The sequence below is a fragment of the Floricoccus penangensis genome, from assembly GCF_001832885.1.
GTDB lineage: Bacteria > Bacillota > Bacilli > Lactobacillales > Streptococcaceae > Floricoccus > Floricoccus penangensis.
Map to the genome: position 1 here is coordinate 75,458 of NZ_MKIQ01000028.1, position 15,888 is coordinate 91,345.

At 33.2% G+C, this 15,888-nt stretch carries 14 protein-coding genes; 2 read left to right on the plus strand and 12 right to left on the minus strand.

Translation table 11 applies throughout. The features are described from left to right. Window positions 1-15 precede the first annotated feature (15 nt). The 3 genes from BG262_RS06960 to uvrA are packed head-to-tail and all read right to left on the minus strand — an operon-like array spanning window position 16 to window position 4,315. A complete protein-coding gene (locus BG262_RS06960) occupies window positions 16-1,071 on the minus strand; it encodes a M24 family metallopeptidase (RefSeq protein WP_070788171.1) in 1,056 nt (351 codons plus the stop codon). Window positions 1,072-1,077: 6 nt separating this feature from the next. After that, window positions 1,078-1,494, minus strand: coding sequence for a hypothetical protein (locus BG262_RS06965; RefSeq protein ID WP_070788172.1), 417 nt, complete (start codon window positions 1,492-1,494; stop codon window positions 1,078-1,080). Then, window positions 1,484-4,315, minus strand: a complete 2,832-nt coding sequence (gene uvrA, locus BG262_RS06970; RefSeq protein ID WP_070788173.1) for an excinuclease ABC subunit UvrA — start codon at window positions 4,313-4,315, stop codon at window positions 1,484-1,486. The genes BG262_RS06965 and uvrA overlap by 11 nt, the downstream gene beginning before the upstream one ends. Before the next feature lie 352 nt (window positions 4,316-4,667). Between uvrA and BG262_RS06975 the strand changes: the two genes are divergently transcribed. Both BG262_RS06975 and BG262_RS06980 read left to right on the plus strand, forming a co-directional pair. After that, window positions 4,668-6,404, plus strand: a complete 1,737-nt coding sequence (locus BG262_RS06975) for an ABC transporter ATP-binding protein (protein WP_070788174.1) — start codon at window positions 4,668-4,670, stop codon at window positions 6,402-6,404. Beyond that, entirely contained in the window at window positions 6,401-8,188 is a 1,788-nt protein-coding gene (locus BG262_RS06980) for an ABC transporter ATP-binding protein (RefSeq protein ID WP_070788175.1), read from the plus strand. The genes BG262_RS06975 and BG262_RS06980 overlap by 4 nt, the downstream gene beginning before the upstream one ends. Before the next feature lie 139 nt (window positions 8,189-8,327). Here the strand turns inward: BG262_RS06980 and BG262_RS06985 are convergent, their stop codons facing one another. From BG262_RS06985 to BG262_RS07025, 9 genes are all read right to left on the minus strand, one after another. Further along, complete coding sequence (locus tag BG262_RS06985; protein WP_070788176.1) at window positions 8,328-8,531, minus strand: TMEM199/VMA12 family protein; 204 nt, start codon at window positions 8,529-8,531, stop codon at window positions 8,328-8,330. A 93-nt stretch (window positions 8,532-8,624) separates the two neighbouring features. Beyond that, a complete protein-coding gene (locus BG262_RS06990) occupies window positions 8,625-8,828 on the minus strand; it encodes a DUF3923 family protein (protein ID WP_070788177.1) in 204 nt (67 codons plus the stop codon). Between the two features lie 89 nt (window positions 8,829-8,917). Continuing rightward, a complete protein-coding gene (gene manA, locus BG262_RS06995; RefSeq protein ID WP_070788178.1) occupies window positions 8,918-9,859 on the minus strand; it encodes a mannose-6-phosphate isomerase, class I in 942 nt (313 codons plus the stop codon). Between the two features lie 364 nt (window positions 9,860-10,223). Continuing rightward, the gene (locus tag BG262_RS07000; protein ID WP_070788179.1) at window positions 10,224-10,775 is read right to left on the minus strand and encodes a TMEM175 family protein; all 552 of its coding nucleotides are present in this window, start codon (window positions 10,773-10,775) and stop codon (window positions 10,224-10,226) included. A 159-nt stretch (window positions 10,776-10,934) separates the two neighbouring features. Continuing rightward, entirely contained in the window at window positions 10,935-11,573 is a 639-nt protein-coding gene (locus BG262_RS07005; RefSeq protein WP_070788180.1) for a DJ-1/PfpI family protein, read from the minus strand. 104 nt (window positions 11,574-11,677) lie between these two features. Then, window positions 11,678-13,000, minus strand: coding sequence for an ABC transporter substrate-binding protein (locus tag BG262_RS07010; protein WP_070788181.1), 1,323 nt, complete (start codon window positions 12,998-13,000; stop codon window positions 11,678-11,680). Between the two features lie 11 nt (window positions 13,001-13,011). Then, complete coding sequence (locus BG262_RS07015; RefSeq protein ID WP_070788182.1) at window positions 13,012-13,842, minus strand: carbohydrate ABC transporter permease; 831 nt, start codon at window positions 13,840-13,842, stop codon at window positions 13,012-13,014. Continuing rightward, the gene (locus BG262_RS07020) at window positions 13,839-14,717 is read right to left on the minus strand and encodes a carbohydrate ABC transporter permease (RefSeq protein WP_070788183.1); all 879 of its coding nucleotides are present in this window, start codon (window positions 14,715-14,717) and stop codon (window positions 13,839-13,841) included. Before BG262_RS07020 ends, BG262_RS07015 begins: the two co-directional genes overlap by 4 nt. Then, complete coding sequence (locus BG262_RS07025; RefSeq protein WP_070788184.1) at window positions 14,707-15,810, minus strand: ABC transporter ATP-binding protein; 1,104 nt, start codon at window positions 15,808-15,810, stop codon at window positions 14,707-14,709. The genes BG262_RS07020 and BG262_RS07025 overlap by 11 nt, the downstream gene beginning before the upstream one ends. Between the last annotated feature and the right edge of the window lie 78 nt (window positions 15,811-15,888).

The following is a 15,888-nucleotide window of genomic DNA, read 5'->3' on the forward strand; positions in this document are numbered from 1 at the left end:
AATCCTCAAACTATATTAAATAATTATAAGCTCTTTCGGTGCTTTAGTAATAATTTTACATCCATTATCCAAGACTACTAAATCATCTTCAATTCTTACGCCACCCAAATCATCCACATAGATACCAGGTTCATCTGTTATTACCATTCCAACTTGAAGTTTTTCCTCGGAAGTTTTACCAAAGAAAGGATCTTCGTGAATATCGATACCAATTCCATGACCTATACCATGAGTAAAATAGTCCCCGTAACCTGCTTGCTCGATGACATCACGCGCGATACCGTCATAGTCCTTATATAAAAGGCCAGCTTTCGTCTGATTTATAAGTGTATTATTGCTCTCAAGAACGGTATTGTAAATCTCTATCATTTTATCTTCTGGTTGACCTAAGAAAACAGTTCTAGTCATATCACTTACGTAATGATTGTAGTAGCAACCAAAATCAAGAGTAATAGTATCACCCAACTCTAAAAGTTTATCACTTGCCACTCCGTGAGGCATACTGGAGCGATTTCCACTTGCAACGATTGTTTCAAAAGAAATTCCAGATGCTCCAAGCTCACGCATTCTAAAGTCCAGAAAATTTGCTACATCAAGTTCAGAAATTCCAACTTTAATGAAGTCCAGAACATCAATGAACGCTTGGTCAGAAATACTACAAGCTTTTTCAATAAGCTTGATTTCTGAATTATCTTTTATGATTCTAAGTTTCTCCACTAAATTAGAAGAAGCTTTTAAATCAACTGATAAAGTGTTCTTTAGATTTTGATAAAAAGCAAAAGAGACTTCCCCTTCAAACTGAAGATAGGATATATTTTCAGATTTTAGGATGTTATCCACTTCAACTAACGGTTGATGACTTTCGATAATTTTGAAGTTTTTAACAGTTTCTTTTGCAATGAGTGTATATCTTGCATCTGTGATAAAATATTGCTCATTTTCTGTAACGAGAACCGTAGCTGAAGTTCCCCAAAATCCAGTAAGATAAAAAATATTATTTAAGTTGGTAATTAAAAGGGATTCTACCGAATCCTCTTTCATTAAATTACGTAATTTTTCAATTCTTTCCATTGAATTTTAGTCTTCCTTAGTCTTATCTTCATCACTTCCGCATGAACATTGACAAGAACATGATTCCTCTTCTTCAACGATTTCAGGAACGTTTGTTGTACGCCCTTTTTCTTCATGGCCTTCAATTGTATCTTCATCTTCATGTGGCGCTGTTGGAATATTTGTAGTTCCACGGTCAATGTGATTTTCTGGTTCTTCTTCAACATCACCACCAATGTTTGTTGTACCATGAATTAATTCATCATTCGGGTCTAAGTCACCAGGTAAATTTGTTGTACCTTTTTCAAGTAATTGTTCTTGAAGAAGTTCTTCATCTTCTGGAAGATCAGTAACACCTTCAAAATCTAAATCTCCTGGAAGATTACTTGTTCCTTTTTCTGCTAACTCTTCGTCTAAAATTTCTTTAATATTTTCATTTGTCATTTTCTAATTTTCCTTTCAGATATTGTCCAGTATAACTCTTTTTAACTTTAGCTATTTCTTCTGGTGTGCCAGTAGCAATTAACTGACCACCACCTGCTCCACCTTCTGGTCCTAAATCGATAATATGATCTGCAGTCTTGATAACATCAAGGTTATGTTCAATAACCACAATTGTATTTCCTGCATCAACCAAACGATCTAAAACTTTAAGAAGTCGAGCAATATCTTCTGTATGGAGACCTGTTGTAGGTTCGTCCAAAATATAGAAGCTCTTACCTGTTGAACGTTTTTGAAGCTCACTAGCTAATTTCATACGTTGTGCCTCACCACCTGATAAGGTAGTAGCTGGTTGACCTAAAGTCACATAGCCTAATCCAACGTCAACAATTGTTTGTAGCTTGCGTTCAATCTTTGGAATATGTTTAAAGAATTCCAAGGCATCAGATACTCTCATATCAAGAATCTCTGAAATATTTTTTTCCTTATAGCGAACTTCAAGTGTTTCACTGTTGTAACGACGACCGTGGCACACTTCACATGCTACATAAACATCAGGTAAGAAGTGCATTTCGATTTTTATTATACCATCGCCCTTACAATTTTCGCAACGCCCACCCTTAACATTGAATGAAAAACGTCCTTTTTTATAACCACGAATTTTGGCTTCATTAGTTTGGGCAAATAAATCACGAATATCATCAAATACACTCGTATAAGTTGCTGGATTTGATCTTGGAGTACGTCCAATTGGACTTTGGTCAATATCAATTAAACGCTCAATATCTTCATAACCAGAAATCTTTTTATATTTACCTGGTTTTTCCGAATTACCATTTAATTTTTGTGCCAAAGCCTTTTTAAGAATTTGATTTACAAGTGTTGATTTACCTGAGCCTGATACACCAGTAACAGCTGTCATTACCCCTAAAGGAAAGTCAACATCAAGATTTTTCAGATTGTTTTCAGTAGCACCTGTAACTTTAACCATTCGATCTTTATCAATTGGTCTTCTTGTTTCTGGAAGTGGGATTTTTTTCTTCCCAGATAGATATTGTCCTGTAATTGATTTACTATTTCTAGCAACTTGCTTTGGAGTACCAGCAGCAACAATTTGTCCACCTAATTCACCTGCACCAGGACCAACATCAATTAAATAGTCAGCTGCCATCATTGTATCTTCATCATGCTCAACAACTATTAGAGTATTGCCTAAATCACGCATTTTTTGGAGACTTTCAATAAGTCTATCATTATCTCTTTGATGGAGACCGATTGAGGGTTCATCAAGAACATATAAGACACCACTTAGGTTTGAACCAATTTGTGTAGCAAGTCTAATACGTTGGCTTTCACCACCTGATAAAGTACCTGAACTTCTTGAAAGTGTTAAGTAGTCAAGGCCGACATTATTAAGAAAAGAAAGTCTATCAGAAATTTCTTTGACAATCGGACGAGCAATCTTCTCTTCATTTTCTGTCAGAATTAAGCTATTAATAAATTCAAGATGATCAGCGATAGCTAGATTAGAAACTTCCCCTATATGCTTTTCATTAACTTTTACTGATAAGGCTTGTGGATTCAAACGATAACCATTACATGCCACACAAGTAAGTTCTGTCATATATGTCTTCATTTGTTCACGAGTAAAATCACTATTTGTTTCGTGATATCTACGAGCAATATTATTTGCTACACCTTCAAAGGGAACATCAATATCACGCACTCCACCAAAGTCATTTTTATAATGGAAGTGGAATAAGCGACCTTTTGAACCATAAAGGATAATATCTTTTTCTTCATCAGTTAATTTTTCAAATGGTGTATCCATATCAATATTAAACTCAGTCATAGCTTGTTCAAGCATCTGAGGATAATAATTTGATGATATAGGATTCCATGGCGCTATTGCACCTTCATTTAAAGTTTTGCTTGGATCAGGAATTACTAGATCTAAGTCGACCTCAAGTTTGATTCCAAGTCCATCACACTCAGGACAGCTACCAAATGGTGCATTAAATGAAAATAATCTAGGCTCAAGTTCTGGAACTGTAAAGCCACAAACTGGACAGGCATAGTGTTCACTAAATAAGAGCTCGCTTCCATTCATCGTATCAACAACTACATAACCTTCAGCCAATCTCAAAGCATTTTCGATTGAATCAAAAAGACGACTTCTTATACCTTCTTTTAATACTATTCTATCTACAACGATATCAATCTTGTGTTTTTTATTTTTTTCAAGTTCTGGTACTGCATCAATATCATAGATTTCTCCATCAACACGTACACGAACATATCCATCTTTTTGAATCTTCTCAAAAGTTTTTTTATGTTGTCCCTTTTTATCTCTAACAACTGGAGCTAGAATTTGAAGCCTTGAACGTTCAGGTAACTCTAAAACACTATCAACAATCTGTTCAGGAGACTGTGCAGTAATTGGACCGTGTCCATTTGGACACATGGGAATACCAACTCTTGCATAAAGCAATCTTAAGTAGTCGTTAATTTCTGTCACTGTTCCTACTGTCGAACGCGGATTTTTACTGGTTGTTTTCTGATCAATAGAAATTGCTGGACTTAATCCATCAATACTATCAACATCAGGTTTATCCATATTTCCTAAAAATTGTCTAGCATATGCAGAAAGACTTTCTACGTAACGTCTTTGACCTTCAGCATAGATTGTATCAAACGCTAAACTTGATTTTCCAGAACCAGAAAGTCCTGTTACAACCACCATTTTATCTCTGGGAATTTCAACATCTATATTTTTTAGATTGTGCGCACGCGCACCGTGTATAACTATTTTATCTTGAGCCATATGACCCCCTTGTTTCTCTTTACTATAGTAACTAGCTATATAATTATAGCATATTTCATATTTTATTAAAAAACACTTAACTCGTTTGAGCTGCTTTTTCTTTAAAACCTTTGAATTTTTAGTAAATAGCGAACATTTTAAAAAATATTTTTATAATTCTTTTATAATCGCTTGCTTTTTATTTATAAAATTGTTATGTTATAGATGTTTTGATTTATGTAAATTGATTAAACAGACGAATCCACCTAGTCATTCAGCAATTAACTTAAAATTGTTCAGGAAAAATTTTTGTTATTTGAACAATCTAAATCAAAATTTTATATTACAGAAAAGAAGAAAGGAGATACTTACAATGAGCGTATTTAAAAAATTAACTTGGTTTTTCAAAGAAAATAAAACTGTCTATATTTTTGGACTATTTTTTCTGTTGCTCACAGACGTAATGGAAGTATTTCTACCTTATATTATAGGAAAAACAACGGACCTTATTGTCGGAAACCATCTGACCACGTCCGGACTGCTTCGAGCCGTTGGCTCACTTGTGGCTGTTGTTCTTATAATGAACATCGGCCGTTTTTTTTGGCAAATTTTTCTAAGACGTGGTGCTGCAAGGCTTGAAAAAGATCTAAGACAAAAACTGTTCAACCACTATATGATAATGGATGCACCATTCTATCAGACCCATAGAACGGGTGAATTAATTGGACTTGCTTCTAATGATTTATCAGCTGTTCAACGTGTCGCAAGTGGCGGGATTTTGATGGCAGTAGATTCAAGTGTAATGATGATATTAGCAGTCAGCTCAATGATTATCAACTCAAGTCTTAAGTTAACAATTCTAGCTATTCTTCCACTACCACTCCTTGCATATGGAGTATCAATATTAATACCAAAAATTAAAGACGCTTTCGGACAAAGTCAGGAAGCATTTGACAAACTAAGTAATAAAACACAGGAATCACTTCGAGGCATCAAGGTTATTAAAACTTTAGGTCAAGAAGATGCTGATTTACAGGACTTTAAAGTTCAAGTTGACGAATCAATAGTTGTTAACAAATATCTATCAAAAATTGATTCGATGTTTGATCCACTGGCAACGATTGTTATGACAATTTCTTATGTTGCCTTAATCACTATTGGTGGTGTAGCTGTTCTTGATAAGAGCATGACCATCGGAGAACTTGTAGCCTTTTCAGGATATCTAAGTCTTTTAGTATGGCCAATGTTTGCCCTTGGACAAGTATTTAATGTACTTGAACGTGGAAATACTTCTTATGATCGTATTCAAGAGGTTCTTAATCAAGAAAGTCATATCAGTCCGAATGGTATTACAAGTCCTGTACAAGGAAACTTGAGAATTGATGTTGATTCTTTTCACTATCCCGATGAAGTAGAGCATGAATCAAGTTCTCTTGAAAATGTTCATGTCCACTTAGATGAGGGTGAAAGTTTGGGAATCGTTGGACCAGTTGGTTCAGGTAAAACAACTTTAATTAAATTGATCATGCGTCAATTTGACTCATATAAGGGGAGCATCAAAGTTGGGGATACTGATATTCGAGATTATCAACTTGCCAACTATCGTAAATCAATAGGTTATGTACCTCAAGAAAACTTCCTCTTCTCTCAATCTATTGCTCAAAATATTGCATTCGCAAAAACTGATGCTAGTATGGAAGAGATTAAGCAAGCAGCAATTAAAGCAGATTTACACAATGATATTCTAAACATGCCTAACGGTTATGAAACAGAGGTTGGCGAACAAGGAATTTCCTTATCAGGTGGGCAAAGACAACGTCTTGCAATCGCGCGTGCAATCTTAATTAATCCAGAAATATTAATTCTAGATGATGCCTTGTCTGCTGTTGATGCCAAAACAGAAAAAACAATCCTTGCAACTTTAGCCAAGGAAAGAAAAAACAAAACAACTATTATTTTAGCTCACAGGCTATCTTCAGTTGCCAATTCAAGCGAAATCATTGTCATGCAAAATGGACAAGTCACTGAAAGAGGGACACATGAAGAATTAATTTCTAAGCCTGACTGGTACGCTAAAATCTATAATGAACAACAAGGAGGTCAAGCATGAATGAAGAAAAAAATAACTCCGTTTGGTCTCAAAGCATAAGTATTAAAGAACAACTAAGCTTAATGGGTTGGCTCATTAAAACAGCTAAACCTGCTAAATATTATATATTAGCTGCTCTATTTGGAATGCTTGGTGGGACGGTATTAATGACTTACACCACACGACTTCTAGCTAATTTCATGAATAATCAGCTTTCAGATGACACAACTGTCTTTAATCAGTTAGTTGTATTCGCATTAATTTTTACTTTTTGGCGCATGATTTTAGCAGTTTTTAATTTCATTCAAAATTACTTCATATCACAAGGAGCATTTATCGCTCTTTCAGATATTCGAGTAAGATTATTTGACAAATTACACAGTCTTGGAATGAGATTCTTTGATCAAACACCTGCAGGTTCTCTTGTAACTCGGACAATGAATGATACTAGTACATTTTGGGATTTTTGGTTCTTCATATTCCAATTACTAAGCGCCATAACATTAATTATTGGTGCTTATATCGGAATGTACATGAGTAATGCCCACGTTACTAACTGGTTGCTAATAATAATACCTGCCATCACTTTAATAATAGGTGTTTATCAAAAATTCTCTACAGCAGTATACAAAACAATGCGTTCAAAACTATCTAGTTTAAATGCAAAAATTGCTGAAAGTGTTGCAGGAATTGCCGTAATCCAAGATTTCAACCAGGAAGCACGTTTATCAAGTGAGTTCCAAAAAATTAATAGTGAATATTATGATTCACGTTACCGCATGATTAAGGCAGACGCCTGGCTAGACGTACTAGTAGACTTAGTTTATGGATTTTCACTAGCACTAACACTATATTTACTTGGTGAACTCTCTGTTTCAAATGTCATAGTTGGTGGTACAGTTTATGCCTTTGTAAACTACTTAGGTAATATCTTCCATCCACTACGTAATTTGACAGGTAGTATGTCAACATTACAAGATGCCACAGTCTCAGCATATAGAGTGAAAAAACTTTTTGCTGAAGACGAATATGCACCTGAGCAAAATGCTAATGCTGATGGAAAAATAACAAAAGGAAAAATTGAATTTAAAAATCTTAATTTTTCTTATGATGGAAAAAATACTATACTTAAAGACCTGACTTTTGTAGCTCAACCCGGTCAAACTATTGCCCTTGTGGGGCACACTGGTTCTGGAAAAAGCTCAACTATCAATGCGCTGATGCGTTTTTACGAATTTGATAGTGGAGAAATTTTACTAGATGACCAACCTATTCGCGATATTGAAATGAAGAATCTACGCCGTGAGATGGGACTCGTTCTTCAAGAACCATATCTTTTCTACGGTGATATTAATTTCAACATTCGTATGTACGATGAAACTTTAACAGATGAGGATATCAAGCGTGCCGCAAAATTTGTCGGTGCTGATAAATTTATTGAAAAATTACCTGATGGATATAAGACAATTGTGCGTGAAGGTGGAAATGGATTCTCTGCAGGTGAAAAACAACTTATTTCATTTGCAAGAACAATTGCGCATAATCCGAAAATTCTAATCTTGGACGAAGCAACTTCACATATAGATACTGAAAGTGAACACCTAATCCAAGATGCCTTAGAAGTAATTCAGAAGGATCGTACAACTATTGCTATCGCCCACAGACTTTCAACAATCCAACATGCAGACCTAATTCTTGTACTCGACCAAGGTCAAGTAGTAGAACGAGGAACTCATGATGAACTTGTTAAACAAGATGGGAGATATGCTGAGTTAGTTAAGCTACAAACTAAGCAAGAAATGTAAAATCTATAAAAAGAAGCAACTGGGAAAATTAATTCTCAGTTGTTTTTTTACATTATCTCACTCATTACTATTTATTTAATAGACATTAAATTATAAAATTAGATACAAAAAAAATCCTCTCATGAGAATTTTTTACTGATTATTTTTCTCGATTTCTATATTTAATAACTATCTCACAAATTAGTTGTATCATATACACTAACACTGCACAAGCAGCCAAGATTGATATATAGAATATTCTGTTATCATCTCCTGGACTTGGATTTGTACCAAACCAAATATACAAAGCAAAACCAACGAAAAAGACTGCAAGAATAATATTTATTAATTTCCAAGTTTTCATAAATAACTCCTAATTTTTTTACTAAGAGTATCATTTTTCGCAATAAAAATCAAAAATGAGCTAACCTATCTATCAAGTTAATATTTTCAGTATTTATCTCTTTTTAATTTGGTAGAACCAGACTAATTGAATAGCTAATAATATTAGAGCAAAAATAGCAAGCACTAATAAAGACATAAGTTTATTTTCCATATTATTTACTGCCCCATGACCGTCAAATGACCTAAACCATATGAACAATGCTGTAATTACAAGTAAAACAACTTCTATTACTGATACCACTTTCCATATTCTCATAATACACCTCTATTTTTTTGTCTATAATATCATTTTTTAATTTAAAAATCAAAAAACAAAAGAACAGTAAAACCTGCTCTTGTCAATTATTATTTTGTACTTGCAACTACTTCAAGTTGACCTGAGATTGTCCATGTAGATATGTCATCGGTTAAAATAAAAGATTGTCCTTTTTCAATTGGAAAGTCCTGACCATCCACTGTCAAAATTCCTTGACCATCAATGACTGTAGCCAAAGTATATGGAGCTTTTTTAGCAAAGGCCATATCTCCATGTATTTGCCATTTTTCGACTGCGAAAAAGTCTGATTTGATAAGTTCTGTGATTTTAGCATCATCATATAAACTTGTTTGAGGCTGTGCTTGGTTTTCTTTAGCAGGTACTGTTAGAACGTCTAGTGCTTTTTTGATATGGAGTTCGCGCAGATTTCCTTGGTCATCCTTACGGTCAAAATCGTAAACTCGATATGTTATGTCACTTGACTGTTGTGTTTCGAGAACAAGTACTCCTGGCCCAATGGCATGCATAGTCCCACTTGGTACATAGAAAAAGTCGCCTTTTTTGACAGGAACCTTTGTAAGTAAATCGTCCCATTTTTCTTCATCAACCAGTTGTATGAGTTCTTCCTTTGTTTGAGCAGTATGCCCAAAGATGATTTCAGCACCTGGCTCAGCATCAATAATATACCAGCATTCAGTTTTCCCAAGTTCACCTTCTTCAGGCAATGAATATGCATCATTTGGATGGACTTGTACACTTAACCATTCATTTGCATCTAAGATTTTTGTAAGTAAAGGAAATACTTGGTCATCTGGATTACCAAATAATTGTGGCTGATTTATGTATAATTCATCTAAAGTTTCACCTTTAAAAGGTCCATTTTCAACAACTGATAGACCATTAGGGTGTCCAGAAATTGCCCATAATTCACCTATCTTATCTGTTAGTAAATCATAGCCAAACTCTTCCAGGCGTTTGCCACCCCATATTTTTTCTTGTAGAACAGGTTTTAAAAATAACGGTTGTACCATGAAAATCTAGCTCCTTGTAATTTTGATATGATTTAATTATACACCTAAAGATAAAATAATTCTTTAAATTTTTTGCTATAAATTTTTTCTCTCACAGTTTTCAATATATAATATACTATTAAAAATTATATACATCTAACTCTAAAATATGCACTAAAACAAATTATACAAATCGACGAGATCATAGAAATATATTAAAATATATAAAATGTAACAATTGGACTATTAACATAAAGATTTCCTTAATTTCCAACAAAGCTTCTTAATTTGTAAATATAACATGATAAAAATAGTCGATACACTAAAAAACACTTGAAATTATCTAGATTTCAAGTGCAATATCTGTAAAAAATTTCACAGTTTTTTATTTATTATTCATATTTGCATTTACAACAGTCCACAGTATCAAATTCATCAGTAAACCAACATATACCGCTGGTGGCCAAATGAATGTCATAACCAAACTGATAACATTTATTATAAAGGAAATCAATTCAAGTTTTGATCTTGGATCAATGAAATGATTTAAGCTAGTTATATTTTGTCTAACTAATCCTACTGAAATGTTAAATAGTGTGATGTTACTTGCATATAATACCGCGGGAACTGTTGCATGCATGTCTGAACCTAACCAAGCTGTAGTTGCTGGTAAGAGTGAGGCACAAAACAAGAAGAAGAAATTAAATCCTAAAGTAGCAGAATTTATTTTTTCTACCTTAGTAAATATAAAATGATGATTAATCCAAGCAACAGCTATGAAGACAAATGAGACAATATATGCAAGAAATTTTGGTGAAATTTCAATCAAAGCTTCAACAGAGTGATTATTCTCAGGTAGATGTATTTCCAACACTAAAATTGTCATTATAATTGCTAAAACTGCATCTACTATAGCCTCAAGTCTTCCTTTAGTCATATATCAAAACCTCTCATTTACAATAAATTTTTATTGAACTACATTAATAATCCGTTATTAAGCCATTGAGATAATACATCTATTAGTATTTATTGTCAATTATTAAGTACATTTATATCAAAAACTTGCATTTAGTATCATTTATATGAACTTCAATTACTATCTGTTTTCTGGATTCATATAAAATGTTAATTCTTCTTCAGTATAAGCATGTCCTTTTGGTACTCCTGAAAATGAATTGTCAGGTATATCATAGCCTAATATTTGTGCAACCTTGACAGCAAATTCACGGTAAGCAAAACCAATTGCAGTGATTATTCCATGCTCCTCATCGTAAACTACTGGTTGTCTGACTACATTTTCTTTTTCTAAAAAGTCAAATTCATTATAAGTCTCTTCAAATAATCCTGCTGTGAATTTCACTCCTTTTAGGATACCAGCTTTAGCCAATATCATTGGTGCTGAAGAAATGGCAGCTATCAGTGGACGATTAGTCATATCAGATAATGGTTTTAGAAAATCAATTAGACTTTTATCTTCTGTTACAGCAACGGGGTCAATGTCACCACTAAATAAAATCAAATTATATTCTTCAAAATTGATTTCAGAAAAACTTTTATTGGGTACTAACTGGAAAAAGTCTTCTGATCTAATCATTTTTTTATCCTCAGAACTTACTGTGTCAATTTCCCACCATTCATTCATCGGCTGAAATACTGTTAAGTAATCAGTTAATAATGTAATCTCACTCATTGACATATTTTCATAAAGTAAGACTAATGCTTTATTTTTGACCATAATATTCCCCTTTTATTTTTTGATTTATTTACTAAATTATATCATTTTTATTAAATAATAATTTAGCAAAAAAGCATCTCATATATTTGAAATGCTTCTTAACTCTATTTATTAACACGATTTGCTTGTGTCAGTGCTTGGTTTATATCCTTGGATACTTGATTTAAAGTTGAATCTATATCTCCACCATTATAAATTTTTTCCATTCCTGCTTCAATTATCTTTCTTGATTCTGTAATAATTGTTGTCTTAGCACCCTGAGTTGCTGGGACATTTTTTGTCGAATGGAGCTGTTTACTTGGTTGTTCCAACTCTGTATTTTTAGCATAGGCATCTATCAATGATTTTTCTTTATAGCTTTCCTTATTTATCGGAAAATATCCAGTTGCAAGAGACCATTTTGCTTGAACATCAGGCTTCATAACATATTTCAAGAAATCCCAAGAACCAGCTATTTCTTTTTCCGGCTTGTCTTTCATAGTCCAAACACTAGCTCCTCCAATTGCAACTCCAGTACGTTCTCCATTTTCTGGATAAGGAAGGTAGCCAATTCCAACATCAAACTTAGCTGAACTTAAGATTTGAGTTGCTGAGGCAGAAGATGCCAGAATCATCGATACATCTCCATTTAAGAAACCAGCAGTCATATCATTATCACTTGTTCCATAATTTACAAAAGTGCCTTCTTTAATCATATCAACAATCCATTGCATCATTTCTCTGGTTTCTTTATTATTAAATAATACTTCGGTCGGCATTCCTGTTGTTCCATTTTCTTGATTTAATAATAAAATATCTTGATTTGCTAGTAACTCTTCAAATAACCAACCATAAACTTGTAAAGAAAAACCTTTTGTAGAAATTCCTTTTTCTTTCATCTTTCGTCCAGCATCTTTAATTTCTTCATAAGTTGCTGGGAAACTATCATAGCCAACCTGCTTTAATACCTCTTTATTATAATATAAAACTGGAGTTGAACTATTGAAGGGAGACGATTGTAACTTTCCATCCACACTATAATAAGCTGCTATTTGATCTTCAATTATTGATAGATCAAAGTTATCACGTTCTGCCATTTTACTGACAGGAATGTATCTCTTATTATTGATCATCGTTTTTGAACCAATTTCCTGAACTTGAAGTAAATTAGGAGCTACACTGGTTCCTGCAACACTTTGGAATTTAGCTAAATTTTCTGCATACTGACCTTGATAATTTGGTATTACTTCATATTTATCTTGGGACTTATTATAATCATTTACAATATCTTCCAATGCAATCTTCAAATCGCCTCCCATAGCATGCCAGAAAGTGATTTTTTGACGAGTTTCTTTCTCAGAAGCAACAATATTTTTTTGACTAAAAATACCTACAATACTTGTCAGGCAAAGAATTGTAAATAATAATCCTACTATTTTTTTTGACAAAATTTTACTCCTTATTTAATGGCACCTTCAGCTAAACCGTCCTGTAATCGTTTTTGGCTGAAGTATAGAATTAGTAAAGTAGGAATAGCAACCATTATAGCTGAAGCCATTACTACTCCCCATTGAGTTAATGCTTCCTCTGTTTGAATTTGTCGTAATCCAATTTGTACAGTACGCACCTTAGCATTTGTAGTTACAAGTAACGGCCATAAGTACATATTCCAAGCAACTAGAAACTGATAAATAGATAGTGTAATTAAGCTTTGCTTGGCAATTGGCATTACAACTTCTTTATAAATTTTCCAATGGCTAAATCCCGCAATTTGACATGCTTCTATTAATTCATCAGGAACTTGTTTGAAAGTCTGACGAAGAAAGAATGTTGAGAAAGCTGATGCGAATGAAGGTAATGCAATACCATAGTATGTATCAATTAATCCAAAAAATTTAATTGTTTGAAAATTGGAGATAAATGTCGCTTCAAAGGGAATCATCATGGTCATCAAAAAAATGAAAAATATTTGATCTCTAAAACGAAAGTCCAAAAATACGAAAGCATATGCCGCTAGACTACTAACTAAGATCTGAGCACTAACAATTAGTAATGAAACGATTGTACTATTAAAAAGTAGACGTCCAATATTATTATCGCTCCAACCTTTAATGAAATTTTCAAAGGTCACATGTTTTGGAAATATATCCCCATTTAAATAATCCGTACTCGAAATCAAACTTATAAAAACACTTGATAGCAAAGGGAGAAGATAAATCAAAGATAATCCTATTAAGACAATATATAAAATTAATTTATGCCAATTATTACTCTCGATATTTGTTCTCATTGATAATGTACCTTACTTTCACTAAATTTTGTTTGAATCAAAGTAATAATTAGTATGACAATGAATAAAACAACTGCTTCTGCACTTGCACGTCCACTATTTAAATTGATAAACGCATCTTGATAAACTTGATATACCAATGTATTCGTAGCATTATTTGGGCCACCTTTTGTCAGCATATCAATTTGTCCGAATGCTTGGAATGCTTGAATTATACTTACAGTTGTGACGAAATAAAATGTTGGAGATAAAAGAGGTAGTATTACTTTACGTATTAGATATAAAGGTTTCACCCCTTGGATAGCTGCAGCTTCTAGTAACGAATTATCAAGTGATTGAATACCTCCTAAGAAAATAATATAGGCAAAACCACTATTCATCCATGTTGTTGCAATTGCAAGGGATATAATTGCCCATTTTGGATCTGTAAGCCATCCAATAGGTGCAATATTAAATAATCCTAAAAATTTATTTAAGTAACCATTAATAGGATTAAAAAGAAAAAGCCAGAATATTGATGATGCTGCAACCGAAATACCCATTGTTGAAGAAAAAATCAAACGAAAAATTCCAATTCCCTTCATTTTAGTACTAGTTAGGTAAGCTAAAATAAAACCAAAGAATATTGTTAATGGAACTGTTAATAATACAAAGAATATTGTTGCTAAAAATCCGCTTTTAAAAACGCTGGAAGAAAAGGCTGTAAAATAATTTTCTAATCCAACAAATGAAATATTAATTCCTGCAGTATTTGTTAAAAACAAACTCGTATAAATAGTTTTTATCATTGGATAGAAAACAAATAATCCAAATAAAATAAGTGAAGGACCTAGAAATAACGTGGCTTGCTTTAAGTCCTTATTTTTAATCTTCATTTACTTCGTTCCCTCCAACAACAATACGTTTATCAGTTAACCCATCAAAGAAATGCAATTCATTTTGTTTGATTTTTAAATTGATTTGATCACCAACATTTAGCAAATGCTGACCGTCTAATTTCGCCAATAATTGTTGACCCTCAACATTGAAAATTAAGATTGTTTCGTCTCCAAGTTGCTCAATATTTATTATCTCAGCACTTAAATTCGAATCCTCTTTTGAAGCAATCTCAAAGTGCTCTGGCCTTACACCTACTGTCATTTTACGATGCTTTTCTAATGACTCTAATTGCTTATTATCCAAATCAACTACAATGGTTTTTCCATCAGACATAATTTGATTGTTAATTTTTGTGAGGTTCAATAAATTCATTCTAGGAGTACCAATAAATCCGGCAACAAATGTATTTTGAGGATTATTATATAGCTCCAAAGGCTTACCAACCTGTTGAATTATCCCCTTATTAAGAACTGCAATACGATCACCCATTGTCATAGCTTCCGTCTGATCATGAGTTACGTAAACAATTGTCATCTTCAATTCTCTTTGAAGATTTTTTATTTGTGTACGCATTTTTTCACGTAGCTCCGCATCTAAATTTGAAAGTGGTTCATCCATCAAGCAAATTGCACGACGGCTAGCAATAGCTCTTGCTAGTGCCACACGTTGCCTTTGCCCACCCGATAATTGTTTTGGCTTTCGATCTAGATAGTTATCAAGGTTAGTCATCTCAACAGCTGTTTTTAATCGTTCATCCAACTGATTACTTGACACACTTTTATTATCAAGACCAAATAAGATGTTTTCCCTAACAGTCATGTGAGGGAAAAGTGCGTAGTTCTGAAAAACCATCGAAATCTTTCTCTGCTGTGGTGAAAATTGACTAACATCTTCACCTTGGAGATATATACTTCCTTGCTCTACTTGCTCAAGTCCTGCAATCATACGAAGCAAAGTACTCTTTCCACAACCAGAAGGTCCTACTAAAACAAAAAACTCTTCTGATAAAATGTTCAATGAAATATCTGATAAAATATTTTCTTGACCATCAAATGATTTTGATAAATTTTTAAGCTCAATTGAATACATAATAAAAAATAATTCCTTTTCTTAAATAATAATTTTGTTCTAATTACACTTATCCTTACAATATATTCAATAAAATTC

What these genes read in the sequence shown, in the direction of transcription:
- BG262_RS06960 (WP_070788171.1), bottom strand. Translation starts at nt 1,071, where the DNA reads ATGGAAAGAATTGAAAAATTACGTAATTTAATGAAAGAGGATTCGGTA.
- BG262_RS06965 (WP_070788172.1), bottom strand. Translation starts at nt 1,494, where the DNA reads ATGACAAATGAAAATATTAAAGAAATTTTAGACGAAGAGTTAGCAGAA.
- uvrA (WP_070788173.1), bottom strand. Translation starts at nt 4,315, where the DNA reads ATGGCTCAAGATAAAATAGTTATACACGGTGCGCGTGCGCACAATCTA.
- BG262_RS06975 (WP_070788174.1), top strand. Translation starts at nt 4,668, where the DNA reads ATGAGCGTATTTAAAAAATTAACTTGGTTTTTCAAAGAAAATAAAACT.
- BG262_RS06980 (WP_070788175.1), top strand. Translation starts at nt 6,401, where the DNA reads ATGAATGAAGAAAAAAATAACTCCGTTTGGTCTCAAAGCATAAGTATT.
- BG262_RS06985 (WP_070788176.1), bottom strand. Translation starts at nt 8,531, where the DNA reads ATGAAAACTTGGAAATTAATAAATATTATTCTTGCAGTCTTTTTCGTT.
- BG262_RS06990 (WP_070788177.1), bottom strand. Translation starts at nt 8,828, where the DNA reads ATGAGAATATGGAAAGTGGTATCAGTAATAGAAGTTGTTTTACTTGTA.
- manA (WP_070788178.1), bottom strand. Translation starts at nt 9,859, where the DNA reads ATGGTACAACCGTTATTTTTAAAACCTGTTCTACAAGAAAAAATATGG.
- BG262_RS07000 (WP_070788179.1), bottom strand. Translation starts at nt 10,775, where the DNA reads ATGACTAAAGGAAGACTTGAGGCTATAGTAGATGCAGTTTTAGCAATT.
- BG262_RS07005 (WP_070788180.1), bottom strand. Translation starts at nt 11,573, where the DNA reads ATGGTCAAAAATAAAGCATTAGTCTTACTTTATGAAAATATGTCAATG.
- BG262_RS07015 (WP_070788182.1), bottom strand. Translation starts at nt 13,842, where the DNA reads ATGAGAACAAATATCGAGAGTAATAATTGGCATAAATTAATTTTATAT.
- BG262_RS07020 (WP_070788183.1), bottom strand. Translation starts at nt 14,717, where the DNA reads ATGAAGATTAAAAATAAGGACTTAAAGCAAGCCACGTTATTTCTAGGT.
- BG262_RS07025 (WP_070788184.1), bottom strand. Translation starts at nt 15,810, where the DNA reads ATGTATTCAATTGAGCTTAAAAATTTATCAAAATCATTTGATGGTCAA.